General features: G+C 72.2%; 21 protein-coding genes. 9 read left to right on the top strand and 12 right to left on the bottom strand.

Annotated features, from left to right (window positions below):
- Positions 1-72 precede the first annotated feature (72 nt).
- Positions 73-795: a hypothetical protein gene (locus tag SZN_RS21430; RefSeq protein ID WP_007498478.1), complete on the top strand. Its 723-nt coding sequence runs from the start codon at positions 73-75 to the stop codon at positions 793-795.
- 70 nt (positions 796-865) lie between these two features.
- Here the strand turns inward: SZN_RS21430 and aspS are convergent, their stop codons facing one another.
- Complete coding sequence (aspS, locus tag SZN_RS21425; protein ID WP_007498476.1) at positions 866-2,629, bottom strand: aspartate--tRNA ligase; 1,764 nt, start codon at positions 2,627-2,629, stop codon at positions 866-868.
- Positions 2,630-2,826: 197 nt separating this feature from the next.
- On the opposite strand from aspS, the gene SZN_RS21420 reads away from it, so the two are divergent.
- On the top strand, positions 2,827-5,025 hold the full coding sequence (locus SZN_RS21420; protein WP_007498474.1) for a SpoIIE family protein phosphatase: 2,199 nt from the start codon (positions 2,827-2,829) through the stop codon (positions 5,023-5,025).
- Here SZN_RS21420 and SZN_RS21415 read toward each other — a convergent pair.
- The 3 genes from SZN_RS21415 to SZN_RS21405 all read right to left on the bottom strand — a co-directional run bounded on the left by SZN_RS21415 (position 4,959) and on the right by SZN_RS21405 (position 7,914).
- On the bottom strand, positions 4,959-6,053 hold the full coding sequence (locus tag SZN_RS21415) for an AI-2E family transporter (protein WP_007498471.1): 1,095 nt from the start codon (positions 6,051-6,053) through the stop codon (positions 4,959-4,961). The two genes, SZN_RS21420 and SZN_RS21415, sit on opposite strands and share 67 nt — an antisense overlap.
- 124 nt (positions 6,054-6,177) lie before the next feature.
- Positions 6,178-7,158, bottom strand: a complete 981-nt coding sequence (locus SZN_RS21410; protein WP_063741765.1) for a pirin family protein — start codon at positions 7,156-7,158, stop codon at positions 6,178-6,180.
- A 282-nt stretch (positions 7,159-7,440) separates the two neighbouring features.
- The gene (locus tag SZN_RS21405) at positions 7,441-7,914 is read right to left on the bottom strand and encodes an SseB family protein (protein ID WP_007498467.1); all 474 of its coding nucleotides are present in this window, start codon (positions 7,912-7,914) and stop codon (positions 7,441-7,443) included.
- A 219-nt stretch (positions 7,915-8,133) separates the two neighbouring features.
- Here SZN_RS21405 and SZN_RS21400 point away from each other — a divergent pair, with 219 nt between their 5' ends.
- The 4 genes from SZN_RS21400 to SZN_RS21385 all read left to right on the top strand — a co-directional run bounded on the left by SZN_RS21400 (position 8,134) and on the right by SZN_RS21385 (position 12,342).
- Entirely contained in the window at positions 8,134-9,960 is a 1,827-nt protein-coding gene (locus tag SZN_RS21400; RefSeq protein ID WP_007498465.1) for an acyl-CoA dehydrogenase, read from the top strand.
- Between the two features lie 120 nt (positions 9,961-10,080).
- Positions 10,081-11,376, top strand: a complete 1,296-nt coding sequence (locus SZN_RS21395; protein WP_007498464.1) for a M18 family aminopeptidase — start codon at positions 10,081-10,083, stop codon at positions 11,374-11,376.
- Between the two features lie 59 nt (positions 11,377-11,435).
- A complete protein-coding gene (locus SZN_RS21390; RefSeq protein ID WP_007498462.1) occupies positions 11,436-11,687 on the top strand; it encodes a DUF6458 family protein in 252 nt (83 codons plus the stop codon).
- A gap of 157 nt (positions 11,688-11,844) precedes the next feature.
- On the top strand, positions 11,845-12,342 hold the full coding sequence (locus tag SZN_RS21385; RefSeq protein WP_007498460.1) for an LURP-one-related/scramblase family protein: 498 nt from the start codon (positions 11,845-11,847) through the stop codon (positions 12,340-12,342).
- 139 nt (positions 12,343-12,481) lie between these two features.
- On the opposite strand, the gene SZN_RS21380 is transcribed toward SZN_RS21385, so the two are convergent.
- A complete protein-coding gene (locus tag SZN_RS21380) occupies positions 12,482-13,276 on the bottom strand; it encodes a carbon-nitrogen family hydrolase (RefSeq protein WP_043732235.1) in 795 nt (264 codons plus the stop codon).
- 202 nt (positions 13,277-13,478) lie between these two features.
- On the opposite strand from SZN_RS21380, the gene SZN_RS21375 reads away from it, so the two are divergent.
- Positions 13,479-14,303: a maleylpyruvate isomerase family mycothiol-dependent enzyme gene (locus tag SZN_RS21375; RefSeq protein WP_007498456.1), complete on the top strand. Its 825-nt coding sequence runs from the start codon at positions 13,479-13,481 to the stop codon at positions 14,301-14,303.
- Positions 14,304-14,405: 102 nt separating this feature from the next.
- Here the strand turns inward: SZN_RS21375 and SZN_RS21370 are convergent, their stop codons facing one another.
- Positions 14,406-15,701 (bottom strand): MFS transporter, encoded by a 1,296-nt coding sequence (locus SZN_RS21370; protein ID WP_007498454.1) that lies wholly within the window; start codon positions 15,699-15,701, stop codon positions 14,406-14,408.
- A complete protein-coding gene (locus SZN_RS21365) occupies positions 15,698-16,360 on the bottom strand; it encodes a GntR family transcriptional regulator (RefSeq protein ID WP_007498452.1) in 663 nt (220 codons plus the stop codon). The genes SZN_RS21370 and SZN_RS21365 overlap by 4 nt, the downstream gene beginning before the upstream one ends.
- 309 nt (positions 16,361-16,669) lie before the next feature.
- Between SZN_RS21365 and SZN_RS21360 the strand changes: the two genes are divergently transcribed.
- A complete protein-coding gene (locus SZN_RS21360; RefSeq protein ID WP_007498450.1) occupies positions 16,670-17,548 on the top strand; it encodes a D-alanyl-D-alanine carboxypeptidase family protein in 879 nt (292 codons plus the stop codon).
- 154 nt (positions 17,549-17,702) lie between these two features.
- Here the strand turns inward: SZN_RS21360 and SZN_RS21355 are convergent, their stop codons facing one another.
- The 4 genes from SZN_RS21355 to SZN_RS21340 all read right to left on the bottom strand — a co-directional run bounded on the left by SZN_RS21355 (position 17,703) and on the right by SZN_RS21340 (position 23,369).
- A complete protein-coding gene (locus SZN_RS21355; protein WP_007498449.1) occupies positions 17,703-19,145 on the bottom strand; it encodes a dihydrolipoamide acetyltransferase family protein in 1,443 nt (480 codons plus the stop codon).
- A 10-nt stretch (positions 19,146-19,155) separates the two neighbouring features.
- Positions 19,156-20,136, bottom strand: a complete 981-nt coding sequence (locus SZN_RS21350; protein WP_007498447.1) for an alpha-ketoacid dehydrogenase subunit beta — start codon at positions 20,134-20,136, stop codon at positions 19,156-19,158.
- A 1-nt stretch (position 20,137) separates the two neighbouring features.
- Positions 20,138-21,316 carry a pyruvate dehydrogenase (acetyl-transferring) E1 component subunit alpha gene (pdhA, locus tag SZN_RS21345; protein WP_007498445.1) on the bottom strand — a complete coding sequence of 393 codons (1,179 nt, stop codon included), beginning with the start codon at positions 21,314-21,316 and terminating at the stop codon, positions 20,138-20,140.
- A 481-nt stretch (positions 21,317-21,797) separates the two neighbouring features.
- Positions 21,798-23,369 carry a protein kinase domain-containing protein gene (locus tag SZN_RS21340; RefSeq protein WP_078508795.1) on the bottom strand — a complete coding sequence of 524 codons (1,572 nt, stop codon included), beginning with the start codon at positions 23,367-23,369 and terminating at the stop codon, positions 21,798-21,800.
- Between the two features lie 350 nt (positions 23,370-23,719).
- Here SZN_RS21340 and SZN_RS21335 point away from each other — a divergent pair, with 350 nt between their 5' ends.
- Positions 23,720-25,357, top strand: a complete 1,638-nt coding sequence (locus SZN_RS21335; protein ID WP_007498441.1) for a protein kinase domain-containing protein — start codon at positions 23,720-23,722, stop codon at positions 25,355-25,357.
- Between the two features lie 70 nt (positions 25,358-25,427).
- Here SZN_RS21335 and SZN_RS21330 read toward each other — a convergent pair whose 3' ends face one another.
- A complete protein-coding gene (locus SZN_RS21330) occupies positions 25,428-25,970 on the bottom strand; it encodes a bacterial proteasome activator family protein (RefSeq protein ID WP_007498440.1) in 543 nt (180 codons plus the stop codon).
- Positions 25,971-26,401: the final 431 nt, after the last annotated feature.

Below are 26,401 nucleotides of genomic sequence, written 5' to 3'. Positions count from 1 at the left end.
TCACCCGCCCCGGCGAGGCCGCCGGCCGCGGCGGCCGGACGGCCGGCCGCCCCGCGCCATAATCGGCGCACGATGATGCCGCACCGCCGCCACCTGCCGTCCGACGTCCTCGCCGTCGGCGCCCGCTACCCGCTCGTCCTGGCCGGCGCGTGCGCGGTCCGCGCCCACGGCCTGCTCCCCGGGGACCCGGACGACGACCCCGCCGCGCTGGAGATGGCGACCGAGTCCGCCGAACCCATGGACCGGATCGCCGCCGCCCTCCTGGCCGGACTGGACCAGCGGGGCTGGCGGGTGCGCCGGGTGGAGGCCGACCCGCTCTCCGCCCGCCTGCTGGTCGAGGACCGCGACCGCGCCGACGCCCTCGCCGGGACACCCGCCCCGGCCCCCGCCCGTGAGATCACGCTCGACCTCACGAAGGAGACCCTCTGGCACCCGCCCGCCCTCACCGACGACGGCCCGGCGCTCTCGCTGGAGGACCTGATCGGCACGAAGGTGCGGGCCCTGACCGACCGGGGCAGCGCCGGCGACCTCACCGACGTCCACGCCGCCGCGGCCCACTGGAGCTTCCCCGACCTGGAGGAACTGGGCCGCCGGCACGCCTGGGACGCGTTCGACCCGGCCGACCTCCAGGCCCGCCTGGAGGCCACCGAGATGCTGGACGACCGCCTCCTCGCCGGCCGCGGCCAGGGCGAGGAGTCGGTGCGGGCGCTGCGCCGCTGGGTGCGGGCCTGGGCGGACGACATCGCGGAACGGCTGCTGGAGGAGGAGGCGCTGCGGCCCCCCGCCGAGGACTGACGCCCCGCCGCGCCCACGGAAAGCGGCCCGGAACCGAGACCGGTTCCGGGCCGCTTCCGCGTGCTCGCCGCTACTTCGGCTGGGGCTTGCGCACCGACAGGTGCAGCTCCTTCAGCCGGGCCTCCTCCAGCTCCGTCGGCGCGCCCATCATCAGGTCCTGGGCGTTGCCGTTGAGCGGGAAGGCGATGGTCTCGCGGATGTTGGGCTCGTCGGCCAGCAGCATGACGATGCGGTCGACGCCCGGGGCGATGCCGCCGTGCGGCGGGGCGCCGAAGCGCAGGGCGCGCAGCATCCCCGCGAACTTCTCCTCGACGGTCTCGCGGTCGTAGCCCGCGATCTCGAACGCCTTGAGCATGATCTCCGGCTCGTGGTTCCGGATCGCGCCGGAGGACAGCTCCACGCCGTTGCAGACGATGTCGTACTGCCAGCCGAGGACGTCCAGCGGGTCCTGGGTCTCCAGGGCCTCCAGGCCGCCCTGCGGCATCGAGAAGGGGTTGTGCGAGAAGTCGATCGTGCCGCTCTCCTCGTCCTTCTCGTACATCGGGAAGTCGACGATCCAGCAGAACCGGAACACGCCCTCCTCGAAGTGACCGGCCCGCTTGGCGGCCTCGACACGGACCGCGCCCATGATCTTCGAGACCTCGTCGAACTCGCCCGCGCCGAAGAACACGGCGTGCCCGGCGGCCAGCGCGAGGCGCTTGGTCAGCTCGGCGACGTTCTCCTCGGTGAGGAACTTGGCGATCGGGCCGGACAGCGAGCCGTCCTCGGCCACCCGGACCCAGGCCAGGCCCTTGGCGCCCTGCGCGACCGCGAAGTCACCGAGCTGGTCGAAGAACTTGCGGGGCTGCGCGGAGACGTCCGGCACCGCCAGGGCGCGCACGTGCTTGCCCGCGAACGCCTTGAACTCCGAGCCGTCGAAGACGTCGGTGAGGTCGACCAGCTCCAGCTTCGCCCGCAGGTCCGGCTTGTCGGAGCCGAACTTCAGCATCGCCTCGCGGAACGGGATGCGCGGGAACGGCGAGGTGACGTGCCGGCCGCCGCCGAACTCCTCGAACAGCTCCGTCATGAGCTGCTCGATCGGACGGAAGACGTCCTCCTGCTCGACGAAGCTCATCTCGACGTCGAGCTGGTAGAACTCGCCCGGCGAGCGGTCCGCGCGGGCGTCCTCGTCGCGGAAGCAGGGCGCGATCTGGAAGTAGCGGTCGAAGCCCGAGATCATCAGCAGCTGCTTGAACTGCTGGGGGGCCTGCGGCAGGGCGTAGAACCTGCCCGGGTTCAGCCGCGAGGGGACGACGAAGTCGCGGGCGCCCTCGGGGGAGGTCGCGGACAGGATCGGCGTCGCCATCTCGTTGAAGCCCAGCGCCGTCATCTTGTGGCGGATCGCCGAGATGACCGACGTGCGCAGCAGGATGTTGCGGTGCATGCGCTCGCGGCGCAGGTCCAGGAAGCGGTACTCAAGGCGCCGCTCCTCGTTCACCCCGTCCTCGGTGTTGATCGTGAACGGCAGCGGGGCGGCGGCGCCCAGCAGCTCGACCTCGCCGACCTCGACCTCGACCTCGCCGGTGGGCAGCTCGGCGTTGATGTTCTCCGCGCCCCGGGAGACGACCTTGCCGTCGATCCGCAGCGTGGACTCCTTGGACAGCTTGTCCAGGGCCTCGTAGGCGGGGGTGCCGGGGCGGGCCACCAGCTGGGTGATGCCGTAGTGGTCGCGCAGATCGATGAAGAGGATGCCGCCCAGGTCGCGCCGATTGTGCAGCCAGCCGCTCAGCCGGACGTCGGTGCCGACGTCAGAGGCGCGGAGCTCGCCGCAGGTGTGGGACCTGTACCGATGCATCGTCGTTCATCCAGTCTTCGCGGATCGGGGGCATGTGCGCGTGCGTGAGGGGCTTTGTTTCACGTGAAACTCCCCCAAGCCTACCGGGCAGCCCAAGATCGGCTCCCCATGGTTTCGCGCCGTACCGGCCCCTTCGGAGCGGATGCCCCGTGCAGCTTCGGTGGCAGCGTGCGATCACCTCTTCTTAGAGTGGGGCAATGCGCACTGGTGAGCCCCTGCCCGGCGTGGGGGAGGTCCTCGCCGCCCTCGCGACCGGACTGTGGCACTGGAACACCGCCACGGGACTGGTCTCGGTCGACGCGGAGGCGGCACGGCTGCTCGGGCTGCCCGCCGAGCGGTCCACCCTCAGCCAGGCGCAGGTGCGCGCCCGGCTGCACCCGGTGGACTGGAACGAGATCAGCGCGGTGATCCAGCTCGCCGTCGCCGAGGGCACGCTCGGCGAGGTGCGGGTGCGGATCATGGACGACCGGGGCCGTGTCGTCCGGCTGGGCCGCAGCCGCTTCCACGCCTCCTTCGACCGCGAGAAGCGCTCCTACGAGGTGACGGGCTCCCTCCAGGAGGTCACCGAGCCGGTGCCGGGCACCGCGTCGGGGCGCGGGGCGGTCACGGGGGACTGGCGCCGCTCCCGGGAGGCGTTCCTGCTGGACGCGGGCCGGGCGCTGGCCGAGGCGCGCTCGACGTCGGAGGTGCTGCGGGTCGCGGCGGGCCTGTCGATGCCGGGCTTCTCCCCGGACGGCCTGGCGGTGTTCGGGGTCACCGGGGACCGGCTGACGATCATCGGCCACCACGGGCAGCAGCCCGGCGCCGAGGGCCCCTTCACGCACATGGCCCTGGACACCGACTACCCGGCGGCCGAGGTCGTGCGCACCGGCCGGGCCGTCTACCTGTCCTCGCCCGAGGGCTACAAGGACCGCTACCCGGCGACCTGGCCGCTCGCCGCGCACTTCCACCGGCAGTCCTGGGCGTTCCTGCCGCTGACCGTGGCCGGCCGGACCATGGGCGCCTGGATGGCGGCGTTCGCCTATCCGGTCGCCTTCACCCCGGACGAGCGGTCCGTGCTGACGACGGTGGCGCGGATGCTCGCCCAGGCCCTGACCCGGGCCGAGGCCGCCGAGTCGGCGCGGGAGCTGACGGACGGCCTCCAGCGCTCGATGCTGCCGCGGCTGGGCCCGCAGATTCCGGGCATGAACGTGGCCGCGCGCTATGTGCCGACGGGCGGCGGCCTCCAGGTCGGCGGCGACTGGTACGACATGATCCCGCTGCCCGGGGGCACCTCGCGCGCGGAGTTCGGCGCCGGCCGCTTCGCCCTGGTCATCGGCGACGTCCAGGGCCATGACGTGCGGGCGGCGGGGCTGATGGGCCAGCTGCGGATCGCCCTGCGGGCGTACGCCTCCGAGGGGCACCGCCCCGACGCCGTCCTCTCCCGCGCCTCCCGCTTCCTGCACGGCATGACCTTCGGCGCCGGCGACGACGAGGCGTCCGAACCGCGCTTCGCGACCTGCCTGTACGTCGAGGTCGACCCGGCGAGCGGTGTGCTGGACATCGCCCGCGCCGGGCACCCCGACCCGGCGATCCGGATGACGGACGGGACGGTGCTCGCGCGCCCGACGGCGGGCGGGCTGCCGCTGGGCATCGACCCGGACGCCGACTATCCGACGACCAGGATCACCCTGGAGCCCGGCGAGACCATGCTGATCTGCACGGACGGCCTGATAGAGACCGGCGGGCACGACCTGGACACCGGCTGGAAGCGGCTCCGCTCGATCCTGGAGGAGCACGACGGCGATCTGGAGGCGCTGGCGGACGGGCTCGTGCAGGCCGTCCACGGTCCCTCCTCCCACCACACCACCGGCCCGCTGGCCGACCGCCGCGAGGACGACATAGCGGTCCTGCTGCTGCACCGGCAGGGGGAGGCCGACGAGGGGCGCGGCGGCGGACCGGTCCCGCGTCCGACGGTGCGGCGCTCCGTGCTCTCGGTGGCGCAGGCCGAGCCGGAGCGGGTCGCGGTGGCCCGCCAGCAGTTGCGGGAGCTGCTGCACGACTGGGCCGGCGCGGACCAGGTCGACTCGGCGGTCCTGCTGCTGTCCGAGCTGCTGACCAACGTCCTGGTGCACACCGACGCCGACGCGCTGCTGCTGGCGGAGGTGCGGGGCGAGCCGGGGGACCGGCGGATGCGGGTGGAGGTGACCGACACCAGCGACGACCTGCCGCACCGGCGCAGCCCGGGGGAGCTGGCGTCGTCCGGGCGCGGCCTGCTGCTGATCGAGCTGCTGGCCCAGGCGTGGGGGGTGGACCCCAGGGGCGAGGGCAAGAGCATCTGGTTCGAGCTCTACGAGTCCGCGGACGCGGGGGAGCCGGGGGGTCCGGACGGGGCGGCGGGCTCGGTGCTGCCGTAGCGCTCGCGCAGTTCGTGGACGACGCCGAAGGCGGCGGCGGTCAGCGGCACGGCGAGGAGCATGCCGAGGATGCCGGCCACGGAGGCGCCCGCGGTGATCGTCACCATCACGACGGCCGGGTGCATCTGGACCGTGCGGCTCTGGATCACCGGCGTGAGGACGTGCCCTTCGAGCTGCTGCACGGCGAGCACCACGCCGAGCACCCACAGCGCGATGACGAAGCCCCGGTCGGCGAGCGCGACGAGGACCGCGACCGCGCCCGAGATGAAGGCGCCGAGGTAGGGGATGTAGGCGCCGATGAAGACGAGCGCGCCGAGCCCGACCGCGCCGGGCACGTCGAGGACGAACAGCCCGACCGTGATGCACACGGCGTCGATGAAGGCGATGAGGGTGGTCCCGCGCATGAAGCCCTCGACGGCCCGGAAGGCCCGCCGGGCCATGGCCTCGGTGAGGTCGCCGGCCTGCCGCGGCACGATCTCGCGCAGTGCGCCGGCGACCCGGTGGGAGTCCCGCAGGAAGAAGAAGACGAGCAGCAGCGCGAGGACCGCGACGGCGATCGTCTCGCCCACCACGCTGAACCCGCTGATGACCCCGGAGGCGGCCGTGCCGCCGAACTTGGCCAGCAGTTCGCGGGCGTTCTTGGCGAGGTCGTCGAGCGAGGTCCCGGCGGGCCCGAACCGTGCGGTGAGGTCGTGTGCCGCCTGCCGCAGCGAGGCGACGATCTGGTCGCCGCTCTCGACGATCGCGGCGGCGACGATGTACACGGCCCCGCCGACGACGGCCACGACGGCCACGCAGGTGAGGGCGGCGGCGACGGACCGGTTGACGCCCGCGCTCACCAGGCGCCGGTGCAGCGGTCCGAGCAGCGCCGTCCCGAGCAGTGCGAGCAGTACCGGGACGACGGCCGTGCTGAACTCCACGGCGAGCCGGATGCCGACGTAGACCACCCCGGCGACGAGCAGCACGACGACGCACCAGGCGGCGAGGTGCCGGACGGGGCCGGGGAGCAGCGGGGCGGGGGCCTGCACCCGTCCAGCGGATCACGGCCGCACGGCACTGTCGTGCGCGGACCGACCGGGCGGGTGACGGGCACGCGCGAGGCCCGCGCCGGCGCCCCGGGGGGCGGCTCGGTCGCGGGCCTCGCGGCGCGGGTCAGTCCTCGGCCGGCCCGCCCTCGCCCATCCCGTGCACGGCGGGGACGGTGCCCAGGCGGCCCTTCTGGAAGTCCTCGAACGCCTGCTGGAGTTCCTCGCGGGTGTTCATGACGAACGGGCCGTAGTGGGCCATCGGCTCACGGATCGGCCGCCCGCCCAGGAGGACGACCTCCAGGTCCGGCGTGCGGGAGTCCTGCTTCTCGTCGGCGCGCACGGTCAGGGAGCCGCCCTCGCCGAAGACCGCCGTCTGGCCCGTGCGGACCGGGCGGCGCTCGGCGCCCACCGAGCCGCTTCCGGCCAGCACGTAGGCGAGCCCGTTGAAGTCCTCGCGCCAGGGCAGGGTGACCTCGGCGCCCGGCGCCACCGTCGCGTGGATCATCGTGATCGGGGTGTGGGTGATGCCGGGACCGGCGTGCCCGTCCAGTTCACCGGCGATGACGCGCAGCAGCGCGCCGCCGTCGGGGGTGGTCAGCAGCTGGACGCTGCCGCCGCGGATGTCCTGGTAGCGCGGGGCCATCATCTTGTCCTTGGCCGGGAGGTTCACCCACAGCTGGAGGCCGTGGAAGAGACCGCCGGACATCACGAGCGCCTCCGGCGGCGCCTCGATGTGCAGCAGGCCCGAGCCGGCCGTCATCCACTGGGTGTCGCCGTTGGTGATGGTGCCGCCGCCGCCGTTGGAGTCCTGGTGGTCGAAGGTCCCGTCGATGATGTAGGTGACGGTCTCGAAGCCGCGGTGCGGGTGCCACGGGGTCCCCTTCGGCTCCCCGGGCTGATACTCCACCTCTCCCATCTGGTCCATCATGATGAACGGGTCCAGATGGCGGTAGTTGATCCCGGCGAACGCCCGGCGCACCGGGAAGCCCTCACCCTCGAAACCGCTCGGCGCGGTCGTGACGGTGAGCACGGGACGGGCCGCGGCCGCCGCGGGCGGGGCGACGCGGGGCAGGGTCAGCGGGTTCTCGACGGTCACTGCAGGCATGTCGGTACCTCCTTGTGCAACCAGTTTAGTTGAGCATTGAACTTTCTGCCACCCCCAACCCGCACGGCCCGCCGGACATTCCCCGGGCACGGCCGAAGGCCGGCACCCTCGGCGGGCGCCGGCCTTCGGCCGGTGGATGCGGTGGACGCGGCGGATACGGCGGATACGGCGGACAGGACGTGGCTCCGCATCATGGGCGTGCGACTCAGCGTGAGACCGCGGACGGCCGCGCCGGGCCGCCGGGCGGGATCACCCGGCGCCGCGCTCAGGACCCGGCCGCGCTCAGCCGTACATCCGGCGCATCGCGAAGTCGACCATCTGCTCGACGGCCTTCGCGTCGAAGACCATGCGGTGCTCGCCCTCCATGTCCACGACGAAGCCGTAGCCGGTGGGCAGCAGGTCGATGACCTCGGCGCCGGTGATGACGAAGTACTTGGACTCCTTGCCCGCGTACCTGCGCAGCTCCTTGAGCGAGGTGAACATCGGGATCACCGGCTGCTGGGTGTTGTGCAGGGCGAGGAAGCCCGGATTGTCGCCGCGCGGGCAGTAGACCTTCGAGGTGGCGAAGACCTGCTGGAAGTCCTCGGCCGCCATCTGCCCCGTGGTGAAGGCGCGCACCGCGTCCGCGAGGGAGGGCGGGGACGGCTCGGGGTAGAGCGGCGGCTGCTGGCCGTATCCCCCGGCGCCACCGGCCATGGGCTGCTGCGGCGGGGCGTACTGCTGCTGCGCACCGACGTTCTGGTCGTAGCCGTACATGGGCGCAAGCGTACCGAGCGCCGCCGGGGCGGGGGACCGGTACCGGCGGTCCCGGCGGACCGGCCGGCGGCCGGGGCCGGCGGCGGTGTGACCTGTCACAGATCCCGGCCCGGGGTTGCGTCTTATTACTGACGGGTAGCATCATCGTAGCTACTTGCTGGTACGTGAATGAGCGCGAGGATCCCAGTGCCTCGCCGATCCCGCTACGGAGTCGTCACCATGGGGCACTACAAGCCGAACCTCCGCGACATCGAGTTCAACCTCTTCGAAGTCCTCGGACGCGACAAGCTGTACGGCACGGGCCCCTTCGGGGACATGGACGTCGAGACCGCGAAGAGCATCCTGGAGGAGCTGACCCGGCTCGCCGAGAACGAGCTCGCGGAGTCCTTCGCCGACGCCGACCGCAACCCCCCGGTCTTCGACCCGGAGACGAACACCGCGCCGGTCCCGGCGTCCTTCAAGAAGAGCTACCGGGCCTTCATGGACTCGGAGTACTGGCGCCTGGGCCTCGCGGAGGAGATCGGCGGCACCACCGCTCCCCCGTCCCTGATCTGGGCCTACGCGGAGCTGATCCTCGGCGCCAACCCGGCCGTGTGGATGTACACCTCCGGCCCCGCCTTCGCGGGCATCCTCCACGAGGAGGGCAACGAGGTCCAGAAGAGGATCGCGCGGATCGCGGTCGAGAAGACCTGGGGCTCGACCATGGTCCTCACCGAGCCCGACGCGGGCTCCGACGTGGGCGCCGGGCGCACCCGGGCGGTCCGCCAGGAGGACGGCTCCTGGCACATCGAGGGCGTGAAGCGCTTCATCACGTCCGGCGAGCACGACATGGAGGAGAACATCCTCCACTACGTCCTCGCCCGCCCCGAGGGCGCCGGCCCCGGCACCAAGGGCCTGTCCCTCTTCCTGGTCCCGAAGTACCTCTTCGACGTCGAGACCGGCGAGCTGGGCGAGCGCAACGGCGTCTACGCCACCAACGTCGAGCACAAGATGGGCCTGAAGGCGTCCAACACCTGCGAGATGACCTTCGGCGACCGCCACCCCGCCAAGGGCTGGCTGATCGGCGACAAGCACGACGGCATCCGCCAGATGTTCCGCATCATCGAGTTCGCCCGCATGATGGTCGGCACGAAGGCGATCTCCACCCTGTCCACCGGCTACCTCAACGCCCTGGAGTACGCCAAGGAGCGCGTCCAGGGTACGGACCTGGCCGACTTCATGGACAAGACCGCGCCCAAGGTCACCATCACCCACCACCCCGACGTGCGCCGCTCGCTGATGACGCAGAAGGCGTACGCCGAGGGCATGCGCGCCCTCGTCCTGCACACCGCCTCCGTCCAGGACACGATCGCCGTCAAGGAGGCCGCCGGCGAGGACGCCGGGGCCGAGCACGCGCTCAACGACCTGCTCCTGCCGATCGTCAAGGGCTACGGCTCCGAGAAGGGCTACGAGCAGCTCGCCCAGTCCCTGCAGACCTTCGGCGGCTCGGGATTCCTCCAGGAGTACCCGGTCGAGCAGTACATCCGCGACGCCAAGATCGACACCCTGTACGAGGGCACCACCGCGATCCAGGGCCAGGACTTCTTCTTCCGGAAGATCGTCCGCAACCAGGGCGCCGCGCTGAACTCGCTCGCCGAGGACATCAAGAAGTTCCTGGCGCTCGGCGAGGGCGGCGAGGAGCTGGGCGCCGCCCGCGAGCACCTGGCCAAGGCCGCCGTCGAGCTGGAGGCCATCGTCGGCCTGATGCTCACCGACCTCGCGGCCACCGAGCAGGACGTCAAGAACATCTACAAGGTGGGCCTCAACACCACCCGCCTGCTGCTCGCCTCCGGGGACGTCGTCGTCGGCTACCTGCTCCTGCGGGGCGCGGCCGTCGCCGCCGAGAAGCTCCCCACCGCCTCCTCCAAGGACAGGGCGTTCTACCAGGGCAAGATCGCGGCGGCGAAGTTCTTCGCGGCCGAGGTGCTGCCCGGCGTCACCGGCGCGCGCAAGCTCGCCGAGGGCGTCGACCTGGACCTGATGGAGCTGGACGAGGCCGCGTTCTGACCGGCCGGGGCCGCCCCGCGGCCCGCGTTCCGCTCACGCGCGGACATTCCACATCGCCCTGACGAGGGCCCGCTCGCCTTCACCGGGAGCGGGCCCTCGTACGTCGTTAAGGTGAACTCCATGAGCGAACCCCCCCGCTTCGACCGCGGCCACACCGAAGACCTCATGTCCTTCCTCACGGCGAGCCCCTCGCCGTACCACGCCGTGGCGAACACCGCCGAGCGGCTGGAGAAGGCCGGCTTCCGCCAGGTCGCGGAGACGGACGCCTGGGACGGTTCGAGCGGCGGCAAGTACGTACTGCGCGGCGGTGCCGTCGTCGCCTGGTACGTCCCCGAGGGTGCGGCGCCCCACACGCCGTACCGCATCGTCGGCGCCCACACCGACTCCCCCAACCTGCGGGTCAAGCCGCTGCCCGACAGCGGGGCGCACGGCTGGCGCCAGATCGCCGTCGAGATCTACGGCGGACCGCTGCTCAACTCCTGGCTCGACCGCGACCTCGGCCTCGCCGGGCGCCTCACGCTGCGCGACGGCACCTCCCGGCTGGTGAACGTGGACCGGCCGCTGCTGCGCGTCCCCCAGCTCGCCGTCCACCTGGACCGCGCGGTGTCCTCGGAGGGGCTCAAGCTCGACAAGCAGCGCCACCTCCAGCCGGTCTGGGGCCTCGGCGACGTGCGCGACGGCGACCTCATCGCCTTCCTGGAGGAGAGCGCCGGACTCGCCGCCGGGGACGTGGCCGGCTGGGACCTGATGGTCCACTCCGTGGAGCCGCCCGCCCACCTCGGCCGGGACGGGGAACTCCTCGCGGGCCCGCGCATGGACAACCTCCTGTCGGTGCACGCGGGCGCCGCCGCGCTGGCCGCCGTGGCCGGCGCCGGCACCGCGCCGTCCTCCATCCCGGTGCTGGCCGCCTTCGACCACGAGGAGAACGGCTCGCAGAGCGACACCGGCGCCGACGGCCCGCTCCTCGGCGGCATCCTGGAGCGCTCGGTGTTCGCGCGCGGCGGCTCCTACGAGGACCGGGCCCGCGCCTTCGCCGGCACCGTCTGCCTCTCCTCCGACACCGGCCACGCCGTGCACCCCAACTACGCCGAGCGGCACGACCCGACGCACCACCCGCGCGTCAACGGCGGCCCGATCCTCAAGGTCAACGTCAACAACCGCTACGCGACCGACGGTTCGGGCCGCGCGGTGTGGGCCGCCGCCTGCGAGCGGGCGGGGGTGCCCTTCCAGTCCTTCGTCTCCAACAACTCCATGCCCTGCGGCACCACCATCGGTCCCATCACCGCGGCCCGGCACGGCATCAAGACCGTCGACATCGGTGTGGCGATCCTGTCGATGCACAGCGCGCGGGAGCTGTGCGGCACGGACGACCCGTGGCTGCTGGCGAACTCTCTGGCGGCTTTCCTGGAGGGGTAGTTCGGGCAGGAGGGGGTACCCGATCGCGACCGGAACCACCGGACAGGGAGGCGACACATATGGGCCTCGGCGGGTGCATCATCCTCATCGCCGTGGGAGCCATCCTCACGTTCGCGACCGACTGGAAGATGGACGGGGTCAATCTCGACCTCGTCGGCGTCATCCTGATGATCGTGGGCTTGATCGGCGTCACGACGTTCAGCAGCATCGCGCGGCGCAGGCGCGTCGTGGTGCCGCCCACGACCCCGGTGGTCGGGGAGGACCCCCACCACCACCGGAACGACGGCTACAGCAACGGCTACGGGGCCTGAGCATCCGTCCCGGCGGGCAGCGGCGGCAGAGGGTCCGTCCCGGTTCCGGACGGCCGGACCGGGACACCCCGGCCCGGCCGGCGGGCCCGGCGCACCGGCTCAGCCCGTCGGCCTACAGACCGCGTCGGGCGGGGGGCCGCGGGGAAGTCCTCGTGTCATGAGATTCCTCGTACGCGACCGGCTGCTGGGCTTCGGCGACGACTACTGGATCGAGGACGACCGGGGAAACAAGGTGTTCCTCGTCGACGGCAAGGCGATGCGGCTGCGCGACACCTTCGAGCTGAAGGACGTCCAGGGGCGTGTCCTGATCGACATCCACCAGAAGATGCTCGCCCTGCGCGACACGATGGTGATCGAGCGCGAGGGCGAACCGCTCGCGACGATCCGCCGCAAGCGGCTGTCGCTGCTGCGCAACCACTACCGGGTGGCCCTGGCGGACGGCAGCACGGAGCTGGACGTCAGCGGCAGGATCCTGGACCGGGAGTTCGCCGTCGAGTACGACGGGGAACTCCTCGCGGTGATCTCCCGGCGCTGGCTGCGCGTGCGCGAGACCTACGGCGTGGACGTCGTACGGGACGACGCCGACCCGGCGCTGCTGATCGCGGTGGCGGTCTGCGTGATCCACCTCGCGGAGAAGGAACGCGGGGAGGACTGAGGCAGGCGCGGGGATGCCGGGGCCCGCGCGGGGAGGATCGAGGTCCGCGCGGGCCGGCCCCGGTGGAGCGGTCGCGCCCGTCCGGGGCCGGCCGCGGGGGAAACGGTTCGTCAGACGCGGCCCGCGACCGGGCGCTCCGTCAGCGGCGCGGCGGGGCCAGGCCGAGCATCCGGTCTTTGAGCGCGGGGAACCGGTCCCGGGTCACCGCGACCCGGCCCGGGTCGAAGTCCACGGTGAGCACCTCCTCGCCCGGACCGGCCTGCGCCAGCACCTCGCCCCAGGGATCGACCACGATCGAGTGACCGGCCTGGGGAACTCCCGCGTGGCTCCCGGCCGTTCCACAGGCGAGCACGAACGCCTGGTTCTCGACCGCCCGCGCCTGGGCCAGCAGCGTCCAGTGCGCCCGGCGGCGCTCCGGCCAGCCCGCGGGGACGACGAGGGTCTCGGCACCGGCGTCGACCAGGCCGCGGAAGAGTTCGGGGAAGCGCAGGTCGTAGCAGGTGGCCAGGCCGAGCCGGGTGTCCGGCAGCCGGACCGTCACCAGGTCCTCGCCCGCGCCCATCAGCACGGCCTCGCCCCTGTCGAAGCCGAACCGGTGGATCTTGCGGTAGACGGCGGCCAGGTCGCCGGAGGGGGAGAAGACGAGGGAGGTGTTGTAGAGCGGCCCGTCGGGGTCGCGCTCGGGGATCGACCCGGCGTGCAGCCACACGCCCGCGTCGCGCGCCGCCTTGGCCATCACGTCGTGGGTCGGCCCGTCGAGCGGCTCGGCCCCGCCGCCGAACTCCTCGTAGGCGAAGGCGCCGGTCGTCCACAGCTCGGGCAGGACGACCAGATCCGCTCCGGCCTGCTCCCGTACCAGCGAGGCGACTCTCACCCTGCGCGCTTCGACCGTTTCGCCCTCATTGACGTCGATCTGGAGCAAAGAGGCGCGCACACTACCACCGTCCTGGCATTCGAGCGGTCCGCATGCGGTTCCACACGGGCCTACGATCGTCACACGAAAGCACTGCCGGGGTGCCTCACAGCAGCGTAACTTAGCGTTTCAAGACACCCGCCGACAGCTGCCGCCGCCCACTGGCACCGCCGCCACAACCTGCCCGCGAACCGACGTACCAACCGCCGAGGGGTCCCGTTCCGTGAGTCTGCATCCCACCCTCCAGCCCTACGCCGACGCCTGGACCCATTCCATCGACGCGATATCCGAGTTGGTGACGCCGCTCGTGGAGGGCGAATGGAACCGGCGCACCCCCTGCCCCGGCTGGTCGGTGCGGGACGTGGTCTCCCACGTCATCGGGCTGGACTGCGAGATGCTCGGCGACCCGCGGCCCATCCACACGCTCCCGCGCGACCTCTTCCACGTCACCAACGACAGCCAGCGGTACATGGAGATGCAGGTCGACGTCCGCCGCCACCACACGGCGCCGGAGATGACGTCCGAGCTGGAGTACACGGTCATCCGCCGCAACCGCCAGCTGCGCAACGAGTCGCGCGAGCCCGGCACCAAGGTGCGCGGCCCGCTCGGCACCGAGCACACCCTCGAAGAGGCCATGCGCGGGCACGCGTTCGACGTCTGGGTCCACGAGCAGGACCTGCGCGCCGCCGTCGGCCGCCCCGGCGACCTCGACTCCCCCGGCGCGCACATCGCCCGCGACGTGCTGCTCGACCGGCTGCCCGAGGTCATCGCCACCAAGGCCGACGCCCCGCGCAGCTCGGCCATCGTCATCGACGTGCACGGGCCGGTCGAGTTCCTGCGCACGATCCGCGTCGACATCCAGGGCCGCGGCACCGTGGAGACGGCGCCCGCGCTGGGCCCCGCCGCCACGCTGACCCTGGACTGGGAGACCTTCGTCCGCCTGGCCTGCGGCCGGGTCACGCCCGACGCGGTGGCGGACCGGGTGAAGGCGGAGGGCGACCCCGGCCTGACCAAGGCGATCCTGCGCAACTTCACCGTCACGCCGTAGCACCCCGCGGCCCGCCGCAGCGCACGGTGCGCGAGCCGCCGCGGGGCCGCCGGTCGGCCCCCCGGCCCGCCCCGGCGCCGGTCCGCCCGGTCCGCTCGCCGGTCAGGCGGGCACGTGCACGGTCTCCACCCTGCTGGCGACCAGCCGTTCCCGCTCCCGGCGTGCCGCGCGCCCGCGCAGCCGCAGGATCTGGCTGACGCCCAGCGCCTGGAGGACGAACACCACCGAGAAGGCGAGGGAGTAGTCCCCGCCGGTCGCGTCCAGCAGCACACCGACCGCGAAGAGCGTCGTCATCGAGGCGACGAACCCGCCCATGTTCGTGATGCCGGACGCCGTGCCCTGCCGCTCCGGCGGATTGGCCGGCCGGGCGAAGTCGAAGCCGAGCATGGAGGCCGGCCCGCACGCCCCGAGCACCGCGCACAGCACGACGAGCAGCCACATCGGGGCCGTGGCACCGGGCCACAGCAGGGTGGCGGCCCACACGAGGGCGGTCGCGGCGACCGTGCCGAGCGCGAGGGGGAGCCGGGCCCCGTGGTGCCGGGCGACGACCTGGCCGTAGACCAGGCCGACCGCCATGTTCGCGAGGACGACGAGGGTGAGCAGTTCACCGGCGGTGGCCCGGGACAGGCCCTGGGCCTCCACCAGGAAGGGCAGTCCCCACAGCAGCAGGAACACCATCGCCGGGAACTGCGTCGTGAAGTGCACCCACAGCCCGAGGCGGGTGCCGGGCTCGCGCCAGGCGGCGCCGATCTGGCGGCGTACGTAGGCCGCTCCCTGGTGGGGCAGCGGCGCGGGCTCGTGGCCCTCGGGGTGGTCCTTGAGGAACAGCAGCAGCAGGACGAGCACCACGACGCCCGCGACCGCGCTGCCCGCGAAGGCGGCCGTCCAGCCGACCCCGTGCAGCAGCCGCGCCAGCACCAGTGTGGAGACGAGGTTGCCCGCCATGCCCGCCAGACCCGCGAGCTGGGCGATCAGGGGGCCGCGCCGGGCCGGGAACCAGCGGGTGCCCAGGCGCAGCACGCTGATGAACGTCATCGCGTCCCCGCAGCCCAGCAGGGCGCGCGAGGCCAGGGCCATGCCGTACGACGGGGACAGGGCGAAGGCGAGCTGGCCGGCCGTGAACAGCACCGCGCCGATCGCCAGCACCTTCTTGGTGCCGAGCCGGTCGACGAGCAGGCCCACGGGTATCTGCATGCCCGCGTAGACGAGGAGCTGGAGGATGGAGAAGGTGGACAGCGCGGAGGCGTTGACGTCGAAGCGGTCGGCGGCGTCGAGGCCGGCGACACCCAGCGAGGTGCGGAAGATGACGGCGACGAAGTAGACCGAGACGCCGACGCCCCACACGGCGGCGGCGCGGCGGCCGCCCGGCGGGTCGCCCGGCAGCGCGGTGTGCCTCATCGCTCCTCACCCCGCGCCAGGTGCGAGAACCAGTCGATGTGCCGGTGGACCAGGCCGACCGCCGCCTCGCCGTCGCCGGAGCGCAGGGCCTGAAGGATCTCCTCGTGCTCGGCGAGGGTCTTGGCGATCCGGTCGGGGTGCGAGTGCAGGACTGCGACGCCCATCCGCAGCTGGCGGTCGCGCAGTTGGTCGTACAGGCGCGAGAGGATCTCGTTGCCGCCGCTGCGGACGATCTCCGCGTGGAAGCAGCGGTCGGTGACCGCGGCGCCCGCGAGATCGCCGGCGGCGGCCTGCTCCTGCTGACGGGCCAGCAGTTCCTCCAGGCGCGCGATGAGTTGAGGGGGCGCGGGGACGGCCTTGCGCGCCGCGTGCTGCTCGACGAGCATCCGGGTCTCCACGACGTCCTTGATCTCCTGCGCGGAGACCGGCAGGACCAGGGCGCCCTTCTTCGGATAGAGCTTGATCAGCCCCTCGACCTCCAGCCGCAGCAGCGCCTCGCGCACGGGGGTGCGCGAGACACCCACGGCCTCGGCGAGCTCGCCCTCGGTGAGCAGTGTCCCTCCCTCGTAACGGCGTTCCAGAACGCCCTGCTTGACGTGGGTGTAGACGCGGTCGGCGGCGGGGGGCCGCCTGAGGGTCGCGGGCGGGGCGGAAGACATGCCCACAGCATAGATACAACACGTACGCATCGTGGCCCGCGTCCATCATGCGGACCCGCGCGGTGTCAGCGCGGTGTCAGCGGGGGGCCTGCGGGGGACCCGCGGGGGACCCGCGGGGGGCCGCTCCGGGTGACCGCGGGCGAAATCTCCGGCAAAGAAGCGGCAGTCGTGCACACCGGGGCACAACCTTCTGTGCTAGTTACGAGTCACACACGTGCGGCCCTTCTTTCTCCCCCCTTCCAACTCGGCCGCATCGCAGGGGCATTCGATGCAATTGGGGTATTTCAGTTGATAACTCCCATCAAGGGCATGCGTGTCCGCCGTACCGCGGCCGTCCTCGTCTCGACGGGCGCGGTCATCGTCTCCGGCGCCGTCACCGCGGTGCCCGCGCAGGCCGCCACCACGCCCTCGATCAGCGCCAAGGGCGGGTTCGTCATGAACAGCGCCACGGGTAAGACCCTCTTCACCAAGGCCGCCGACACGCGGGGACTCACCGCGTCGACGACGAAGATCATGACGGCGAAGGTCGTGCTGTCGCAGTCGAACCTCAACCTGGACACCAAGGTCACCATCCGGAAGGAGGTCAGCGACTACATAGTGTCCAAGGGAGCCTCGTCGGCGAACCTGATCGTCGGTGACAAGGTCACCGTCCGCCAGCTGCTGTACGGGATGATGCTCAAGTCGGGCTGCGACGCCGCCATGGCCCTCGCCGACAAGTTCGGCACGGGCTCGACGGTCAACGCGCGCGTGAAGTCGTTCATCGGAAAGATGAACACCATGGCCAAGAGCCTGGGCATGACGAACACGAAGTTCGACTCGTTCGACGGCATCAGCAACGGCTCGAACTACTCGACGCCGCGCGACCTGACCAAGCTCGCCCGCAGCACGATGACGAGCACGACGTTCAAGTCGGTCGTGAAGACGACGTCGTACACGGCGAAGACGATCACGAAGACCGGCTCCACCCGCACCATGGCCGCGTGGAAGAACACCAACACGCTGCTCGGCTGGAACGGCACGCTCGGCGTGAAGACCGGCTCCGGGGCCGAGGCCAAGTACTGCCTCGTCTTCGCCGCCACGCGGAACGGCGAGTCGGTCATGGGCACCGTGCTGACCGCCCCCTCGGAGGCGAAGCGCACGGAGGACGTGAAGAAGCTCATCACCTACGGCTACGCCGAGATCGGCTGACGCGCACGCGGAACAGCGCACGGAGAGGGGGCGGCCGCCCGGAGCGGCCGCCCCCGTTCTCTTGCCGTCACCGGCTGGTAGCCGGCCGCCGTCAGCCGTCGCCGGCCGGCGTGTGCCCGTCGTCAGCGGTTCGCGTCGCGCCGCCGTCCGCGGCTCACGCCCAGGTCATCAGCCGCTTCGGCTGCTCCAGGACCGCCGCCACGTCCGCGAGCACCTTGGAGCCGAGCTCGCCGTCCACCAGGCGGTGGTCGAAGCTCAGCGCCAGCGTGGTGACCTGACGCGGCTTCACCTTGCCCTTGTGGACCCACGGCTGGAGCCTGATCGCGCCCATCGCGAGGATCGCGGACTCGCCGGGGTTCAGGATCGGCGTGCCGGTGTCGACGCCGAAGACGCCGACGTTGGTGATGGTGACCGTGCCGCCCTGCATCGCGGCGGGCGTGGTCCGGCCCTCGCGGGCCGTCGCCACCAGCTCGCCCAGGGCCCGCGCCAGCTCCGGGAGCGTGAGGGTGCCCGCGTCCTTGATGTTCGGGACGATCAGCCCGCGCGGGGTCGCGGCGGCGATGCCCAGGTTGACGTAGTGCTTCTGCACGATCTCCTGGTTCGCCTCGTCCCAGGAGGCGTTGACCTCGGGATTGCGGCGGATCGCGAGCAGCAGGGCCTTGGCGACCAGCAGCAGCGGGTTCACGCGCAGGCCCGCGAACTCCTTGTCGCCCTTCAGCTCCTCGACCAGCCTCATCGTGCGCGTCACGTCCACCGTCACGAACTCCGTGACATGCGGTGCCGTGAACGCCGAGCCGACCATCGCCGCCGCCGTCGCCTTGCGCACGCCCTTGACGGGGACACGCGTCTCGCGCGCGCCGTCGTACGACGCGGCGGGCTCCGGGGCGGCGGCAGATGCGGCGACGGGCGCGGCCGGAGCGGGCTGCGCGGCGGCCGGGACCGGGGGAGCGGCCGCCGCGTGGACGTCCTCCCGCGTGATGACGCCGTCGGGGCCGGTCGGGGTCACCGCGGCCAGGTCGACGCCCAGGTCCTTGGCCAGCTTGCGCACCGGCGGCTTGGCCAGCGGCCGGGCGGTGGCCGCGGCGCCCGCCGCCCCGTGGCCGTTCAGCTCGGCCTGGAGAGCCTGGGCGGGCGCCGGGGGCTCCTGGCGCGGGACCCCGGCCCCCTTGCGGGGGCGGCGCCGGGTGGAGGACGCGGCGACGCCGTAGCCGACCAGGACCGGCTGGCGGCCCGAGCCCGCCGGCTTGGCCTCGTCGGCCTCCTTGGCCCCGGTCGCCTCGGCCGGGGCCGCCGGCCGTGCGGCGGGCGCCGCGGGAGCCTCGGCCGCCGTGCCCGCGCCCCCCACGTCGACCGTGATGATCGCCGTGCCGACGTCCACCGTGGCGCCCTCGGGGAAGCGCAGCTCGCGGACCACGCCGTCGTAGGGGATGGGCAGTTCCACCGCCGCCTTGGCGGTCTCCACCTCGCACACCGTCTGGCCGTCGGTGACCGTGTCACCGGGCTGGACGTACCACTTGAGGATCTCGGCCTCGGTGAGTCCCTCGCCCACGTCGGGCATCTTGAACTCGCGCACGGACGCTTCCGTCATCGTCGTCACGACCCTCTCCTCAGTACGCCAGGGCACGGTCGACGGCGTCGAGCACCCGGTCCAGGCCCGGCAGGTACTCCTCCTCCAGACGCGCCGGCGGATAGGGGGCGTGGTAACCGCCCACCCGCAGCACCGGGGCCTCCAGGTGGTAGAAGCAGCGCTCCGTGATCCGGGCGGCGATCTCCGCGCCCGAGCCGAAGAACACCGGGGCCTCGTGGACGACCACCAGCCGGCGGGTCTTCTCCACGGAGCTCTGGAGGGAGTCGAAGTCGATCGGGGAGACCGAGCGCAGGTCCAGGACCTCCAGGTCGCGGCCCTCCTCGGCGGCCGCGTCGGCGACCTCCCGGCACAGCTTCACCATCGGGCCGTAGGCCGCCAGGGTGAGGTCCGTGCCCTCGCGCACGACGCGGGCCCGGTGCAGCGGGCCGGGGATCGCCTCGGTGGCGACCTCGTCCTTGTCCCAGTAGCGCCGCTTGGGCTCGAAGAAGATCACCGGGTCGTCGCTCTGGATGGCCTGCTGCATCATCCAGTAGGCGTCCGACGCGTTCGACGGGCTGACGATCTTCAGGCCGGCCACATGCGCGAAGAGCGCCTCGGGGGACTCCGAGTGGTGCTCCACCGCGCCGATGCCGCCGCCGTAGGGGATGCGCACGACGACCGGGAGCTTGACCTTGCCGAGCGAGCGGGCGTGCATCTTCGCGAGCTGCGTGACGATCTGGTCGTACGCCGGGAAGACGAAGCCGTCGAACTGGATCTCCACCACCGGGCGGTAGCCGCGCAGGGCGAGACCGATCGCCGTGCCGACGATGCCGGACTCGGCGAGCGGGGTGTCGATGACGCGGCTCTCGCCGAAGTCCTTCTGGAGGCCGTCCGTCACCCGGAAGACACCGCCGAGCTTGCCGACGTCCTCGCCCATGATGAGGACCTTGGGGTCCGACTCCAGGGCGCGGCGCAGCGACTCGTTGATCGCCTTGGCCAGAGCCATCTTCTCCGCTGCCATGTCAGACCCCCTCCGCGTCCGCGAACGACGCCTGGTAGGCGGCGAACTGGGCGCGCTCCTCGTCGACGAGCGCGTGCCCGTCCGCGTACACGTTCTCGAAGATGGCGAAGCGGTCCGGGTCGGGCATGGCGCGGACCGCCTCGCGCACTCGCTTGCCCAACGCTTCGCTCTCCGTCTCCAGTTCCGCGAAGAATCCCTCGTCCGCGTGGTTTGCGGCCTCCAGATAGCGGCGAAGGCGCAGGATCGGGTCCTTGGCCTCCCACGCCTCGCGCTCCTCGTCGGCGCGGTACTTGGAGGGGTCGTCGGAGGTGGTGTGGGCGCCCATGCGGTACGTGTACGCCTCGACGAGCGTCGGGCCCTCGCCGCGGCGGGCGCGCTCCAGCGCCCACTTCGTCACGGCCAGGCAGGCCAGGACGTCGTTGCCGTCGACGCGGACGCCGGGGAAGCCGAAGCCCTGGGCGCGCTGGTAGAGCGGCACCCGGGTCTGCTTCTCGGTCGGCTCGGAGATCGCCCACTGGTTGTTCTGGCAGAAGAACACCACGGGGGCGTTGTAGACCGCGGAGAAGGTGAAGGACTCGGCCACGTCGCCCTGGCTGGAGGCGCCGTCGCCGAAGTAGGCGATGACCGCGCTGTCCGCGCCGTCCTTGGCGACGCCCATGGCGTAGCCGGTGGCGTGCAGCGTCTGGGAGCCGATGACGATGGTGTACAGCTGGAAGTTGTTGCCGTTGGGGTCCCAGCCGCCGTTGTTCACGCCCCGGAACATGCCGAGGAGATTCGTCGGGTCCACCCCGCGGCACCAGGCGACGCCGTGCTCGCGGTAGGTCGGGAAGACGTAGTCGTCCTCGCGGGTGGCGCGGCCGGAGCCGATCTGCGCGGCCTCCTGGCCGAGCAGCGAGGCCCACAGGCCGAGCTCGCCCTGGCGCTGCAGGGAGGTGGCCTCGGCGTCGAAGCGGCGGGTGAGCACCATGTCGCGGTAGAGACCGCGGAGCTCCTCCGGGGTGATGCCGGCGACGTACTTGTCGTACCCGGCGTTCTTGACGCGCTTGCCCTCGGGCGTCAGCAACTGCACGAGCTCGGGGTCCGAGCCCGCCGTTTTCCTCGCGGTGGTGGTCTTGCCGGCCGTGCTCTTGGTACCGGCGCTGCGTCGCGGCTTTCGCGCGGCAGTGCTCTCCACGGTCACGTGTGCTCCTCCGTCGGTCCGGCTACCCCGGGTTCGCCGGGTGCCAGTGCGGCTCGCCTGTCCCGCAGACGCACAGGGTGGGTGCGGCCCGGTAGGGAACAGGCGTGACAGGTGCCCCGGCGAGCGCCCTGCAAAAGGCACGTTACCCAGTGCTCCACATCTCTGTGAAACCCCTCCTGACCTGCGTTTTTGCTTGGATATCCAAGTAAATCGCAAAAGGCGGGAACAACTCCTGGTCACAGCCTTGCAGGGGGCCGGAACAACGGCACGTTATATCGGTGGGCCAGGTCACGGGAAGAGTCACCGAGTGGTGGATCACCCGGGCGATGTGACGCCGCCCCCGTCCGGCCGAAGGGAATTGCCCCGGTATTCCCCCGCCCGGGAAAACGATCAAGGAATTCGGCGGTGGCGCGAAACGCCACGCGCGCGTGGCCCCGTGCGGGGTCCACGCGCGCGTGTACGGCGGGCTCGTCGGCCGGCGTCAGCCCTGCTCGACGCCGCCCGTCGGGGTCGTCGGCACCGTCGGCGGGGTGCTGGGCTCCTCCGTCGGCCGCTCGGTGGGCTCCTCGGTCGGCTCCTGGGTGGGCTCCTCGGTCGGCTCGGCCGTGGTCGGGTCCTCGGTGGGCTTCTCGGTCTGCGTGTAGGTCGGCGGGGACGACGGGGTGTGGTCCGGGCCGGTGCCCTGGCCGCCGCCGCCGCTCGTGACCTCGTCGGTCGGGTCCTGGGTGGCCTCGTCCGTCGGGTCGTCGGTCGAGCGGTCCTTGCCGGTGCTCTGCGAGCTGGTCGGCTTCTGCGGCGTGCCGTCGCCGCCGGTGTCGCCGCCTCCCTTGTTCAGCGCCAGGGCGACGCCCGCGGTGATCGCGACCACCGCGAGCACGGCGAGGATCCAGAGCTTGCCGCGGCCGCTGCCGCGGTTGCCGTGCCCCTCGAAGCCGCCGTCGTCCCCGCTGCCGTAGCCGCCGCCGTAGCCGCCGGGCAGGATCGGCTGCGGGATCTGCGTCGTCCCGGAGGCCGGGTTGCCGGGGTGGCCCATGACGGTGGTGTTCGCGAAGCCGCCGGACGGGGTGTGCCGGCCCTCGTGCACCGCCACCGGGCCGGTGTTCCAGGTGCCGGTGTGGCCGCCCTGGTCGTAGAGCATCTGCAGGCCGTACTGGACCAGGCCGCGCATCTCCTCGGCGGTCTGGAAGCGGTCGTCCGGCTCCTTGGCGAGCGAGCGCATGACCAGTCCGTCGAGCTCCGGCGGCGAGGCGTCGGAGGTCTCGGACGGCGGGGTGGGGATGTCCTGGACGTGCTGGTAGACCACCGACAGCGGGGTTTCCCCGGTGAACGGGGGCCGCAGCGCGAGCAGTTCGTACAGCAGGCAGCCGGTCGCGTACAGGTCGGAGCGGTGGTCGACCGCCTTGCCGAGCGCCTGCTCGGGCGAGAGGTACTGCGGGGTGCCCATGACCATGCCGGTCTGCGTCATCGTCGACTGCGCGCCGTGCAGGGCGCGGGCGATGCCGAAGTCCATCACCTTGACCGCGCCGTTGTCGGTGATGATGACGTTGGCGGGCTTGATGTCCCGGTGGACGATGCCGTGCTGGTGCGAGTAGGCGAGGGCCTCCAGGACCCCGGAGACGATGATCAGGGCCTGCTCGGGCCCGGGGGCCTCGGCGTTGAGCAGGAGGTCGCGGATGGTGCGGCCCTCGACGATCTCCATCACGATGTACGGCACGCTGTGCGAGGCCAGCACGTCCTCGCCGGAGTCGTACACGGCGACGATCGCGTGGTGGTTGAGCCCGGCCACGGACTGGGCCTCGCGTGTGAAGCGGGCCTTGGACACCGGGTCCTCGGCGAGGTCGGAGCGCAGCAGCTTGACCGCCACGGTGCGTCCCAGACGCACGTCCTCGGCCGCGAACACCTCGGCCATGCCGCCCCGGCCGAGTCTGCGGGTCAGCCGGTACCGGCCGTCCCCGACCAGTCCGCCGTTACCCCACATCTCCGGCGTTTCTGACATACCGCCGCCAGCTGCCTCGGGGTCGGACGGGCCCTGAGCGCGCTGCTGCTGTGCCATCGGTCCTCGCCGTCGTTTCTGCCCGCGGTGCGCGCGGTGTTGTCACGGTCTCCGTCGGTCACGCTACAGCCTCTGTGCATTCCGCCGGTCCGAGACGGATGCCTCAACCGCACGGAGACGGACCGGCAATGAAACCCGTTCCCCGTCGCGTCGTGCAAATTGTGTGCACCGGCCGTACGGCGCTTGTAACGCTTCCGCGACGCTCCCTTCGCGTACGGTCACGGAACGGGCACCGCGCTTGACCTGTCGGTGCCGTGGGGCAGACTTGGCCGGGAATAGCACTTTGGATCACTCGGGATCACCGGTCCACGACCGTCGCGGGCGCCCGAGAGGCACGGGGGACGCAGAACATGAGCCAGGACGGCGCACAGAACGCGAACGCCGGGCGGTCGCTGGCGGGCGGCCGCTACCAGCTGCGCGACCTGCTCGGCCAGGGCGGCATGGCCTCGGTGTACCTCGCCTACGACTCCGTGCTCGACCGCCAGGTCGCCGTCAAGACCCTGCACACCGAACTCGGCCGCGAACCGGCCTTCCGCGAGCGGTTCCGCCGCGAGGCCCAGGCAGTGGCGAAGCTCACGCACACCAACATCGTCTCGGTCTTCGACACGGGCGAGGACACCGTCGACTCCCTGACGACCCCTTACATCGTCATGGAGTACATCGAGGGCCGCCCGCTCTCCTCGGTCTACGACGAGGACGTACGGCGGTTCGGCGCCGTGCCCGCCGACAAGGCGCTGAAGATCACCGCGGACGTGCTCGCCGCCCTGGAGATCAGCCACGAGATGGGCCTGGTCCACCGCGACATCAAGCCGGGCAACGTGATGATGAACAAGCGCGGCGTCGTGAAGGTCATGGACTTCGGCATCGCCCGCGCCATGCAGTCCGGCGTGACCTCGATGACCCAGACCGGCATGGTGGTCGGCACCCCGCAGTACCTCTCGCCCGAGCAGGCGCTCGGCCGGGGCGTGGACGCCCGCTCCGACCTGTACTCGGTCGGCATCATGCTCTTCCAACTCGTCACCGGGCGGCTGCCGTTCGACGCGGACTCACCGCTGGCCATCGCCTACGCGCACGTGCAGGAGGAGCCGCCCGCGCCGTCCTCCGTCAACCGGTCCCTGCCCCCGGCCGTGGACGCGCTGGTCGCCCGCGCCCTGAAGAAGAACCCCAACGAGCGCTTCCCCAGCGCGGAGGCCATGCGGGACGAGTGCCTGCGCGTGGCCCAGTCGTTCCAGGCGGCCCCGCCGAGCATCGTGCACGGCTCGGGCCCGCAGTCCGGCCAGGGCGTCGGCGCGTCGGTGTTCCCGCCGGTCGGCCAGGCACCGCCGCACTCCGGCCCGGTGCAGACGCCGTACCAGCCGACCCCGGCGCCCCACCCGTACGGCACCCCGGCGCCGTCCGCGCCCTCCCCGGCCTACGGCTACCCGCAGCAGTCGGGCTTCCCGACGCCGCCGCCGGGACCGTACGGCCCGCAGCAGGGCCAGGGCACCCCGCCGCCGTACACGGTCGCGCACCAGCAGCAGCACGCCCCGGGCGGCGGCAGGAACAACCGGTCGGTGATCATCGGCTCGGCCGTGGTCGCCGTCGTCGCGGTGGGCGGGCTGATCGCCGCGCTGACCATGGGCGGCGGCCGCACCAAGGACGACGGGGGCGGCGACGGCGGCCCCAGCGCCACGGAGTCGGTCTCCAGGGCGCCGGGCTACCGCGAGGGCGACGCCTCCCGGACGGTCGAGACCACCGAGTGCACCGAGCCGCGGGAGTCCTACCTCGACCCCGACAAGGTGACGATGCCGGACCTGACCTTCAAGGACTGGGGGTCGGTCGTGCAGTGCCTGAAGGCGGCCGGCTGGAAGTACAAGAAGGTCGACGTCGACGAGAACACCTACGGCCAGGGCACCGTCATGCGGCAGAACCCCAAGGCCCGCTCCGACTTCGACCCGAAGGCCGCGCCGGAGATGGAGTTCGAGGTCTCCACCGGCAACCCGGAGTGATCCGCGCGCGCTGAGAAGGGCCCGGCGGCGGCCGGGCCCTTTCGCGTACGCGGGTGCGTGCGGGGGGCGGCTACAGGTACGGTCCGCCCGAGTGGCCGCCCTGGCGGCCGTCGCCGTCCTCCAGGCCGCCGACACCGGGCGGCAGGGCCCGGCGCATCTGCTCCAGCTGGGCGCGCGCGGCCATCTGCTGCGCGAAGAGCGTGGTCTGGATGCCGTGGAAGAGGCCCTCCAGCCAGCCGACCAACTGGGCCTGCGCGATCCGCAGTTCCGAGTCGCTCGGGGTGCCCTCGTCCGTGAACGGCAGGGACAGCCGCTCCAGCTCCTCCACGAGCTCCGGCGCCAGACCGTCCTCCAGCTCCTTCACCGAACTGGCGTGGATCTCCTTCAGCCGGACCCGGCTCGCCTCGTCCAGGGGAGCGGCGCGCACCTCCTCCAGCAGCTGCTTGATCATGCTGCCGATCCGCATGACCTTCGCCGGCTGCTCGACCTGCTCCGTGACCGGGATCTCGCGGGGGTCGTCGTCCTTGCCGCCGCCACCGAGCGCCATCCCGTCCTGGCCCACGACCAGGATCTGGGGTGTCTCGGGCTGGCCTTCGTTCCTCGGCATCTCCATGCCGCCATTCTCTCGCACCCGTACAGCTCACCATCGGGGTGCCCCCGGTGTCGGGTGATCCACCGTTTCCGGGTCGGAAGATCGCGCGGGTACGCGGGCGGGGCGAGCGGGTACGGGCGTTTCCCCCGGTTCGCCCGGGGGCTCTCCCCACCGCCGCCCGGCCTGTGCCTGCTCGGAGGGGGCGGCCGGGGGCGGGGGGTCGGTCAGGTGGCGGAGTCCGACATGCCGGGTACGGGAGCTGCTGTGAGGCTTGTTCCATGACTTCTTGGCTGGGGGCGGCACACGAGCGGCGGAGGCGGTCACGGACCGTCCCCGGCGTGCCCGGCGGCCCCGGCGGGCCGACCGGCGGGCACGGAACGGTCCGGACGTGCGGCGCCCCCGGCGGGCGCCGGACGGGGCCGCGGCGTGCGGCCGGTACGGCGGGCGTGCTG

This window comes from Streptomyces zinciresistens K42 (assembly GCF_000225525.1).
In the GTDB taxonomy this organism is placed as follows: Bacteria; Actinomycetota; Actinomycetes; order Streptomycetales; family Streptomycetaceae; genus Streptomyces; species Streptomyces zinciresistens.
The sequence above is the reverse complement of the archived record's forward strand: the minus strand, read 5'-3'. Positions and strand labels throughout refer to the sequence as shown.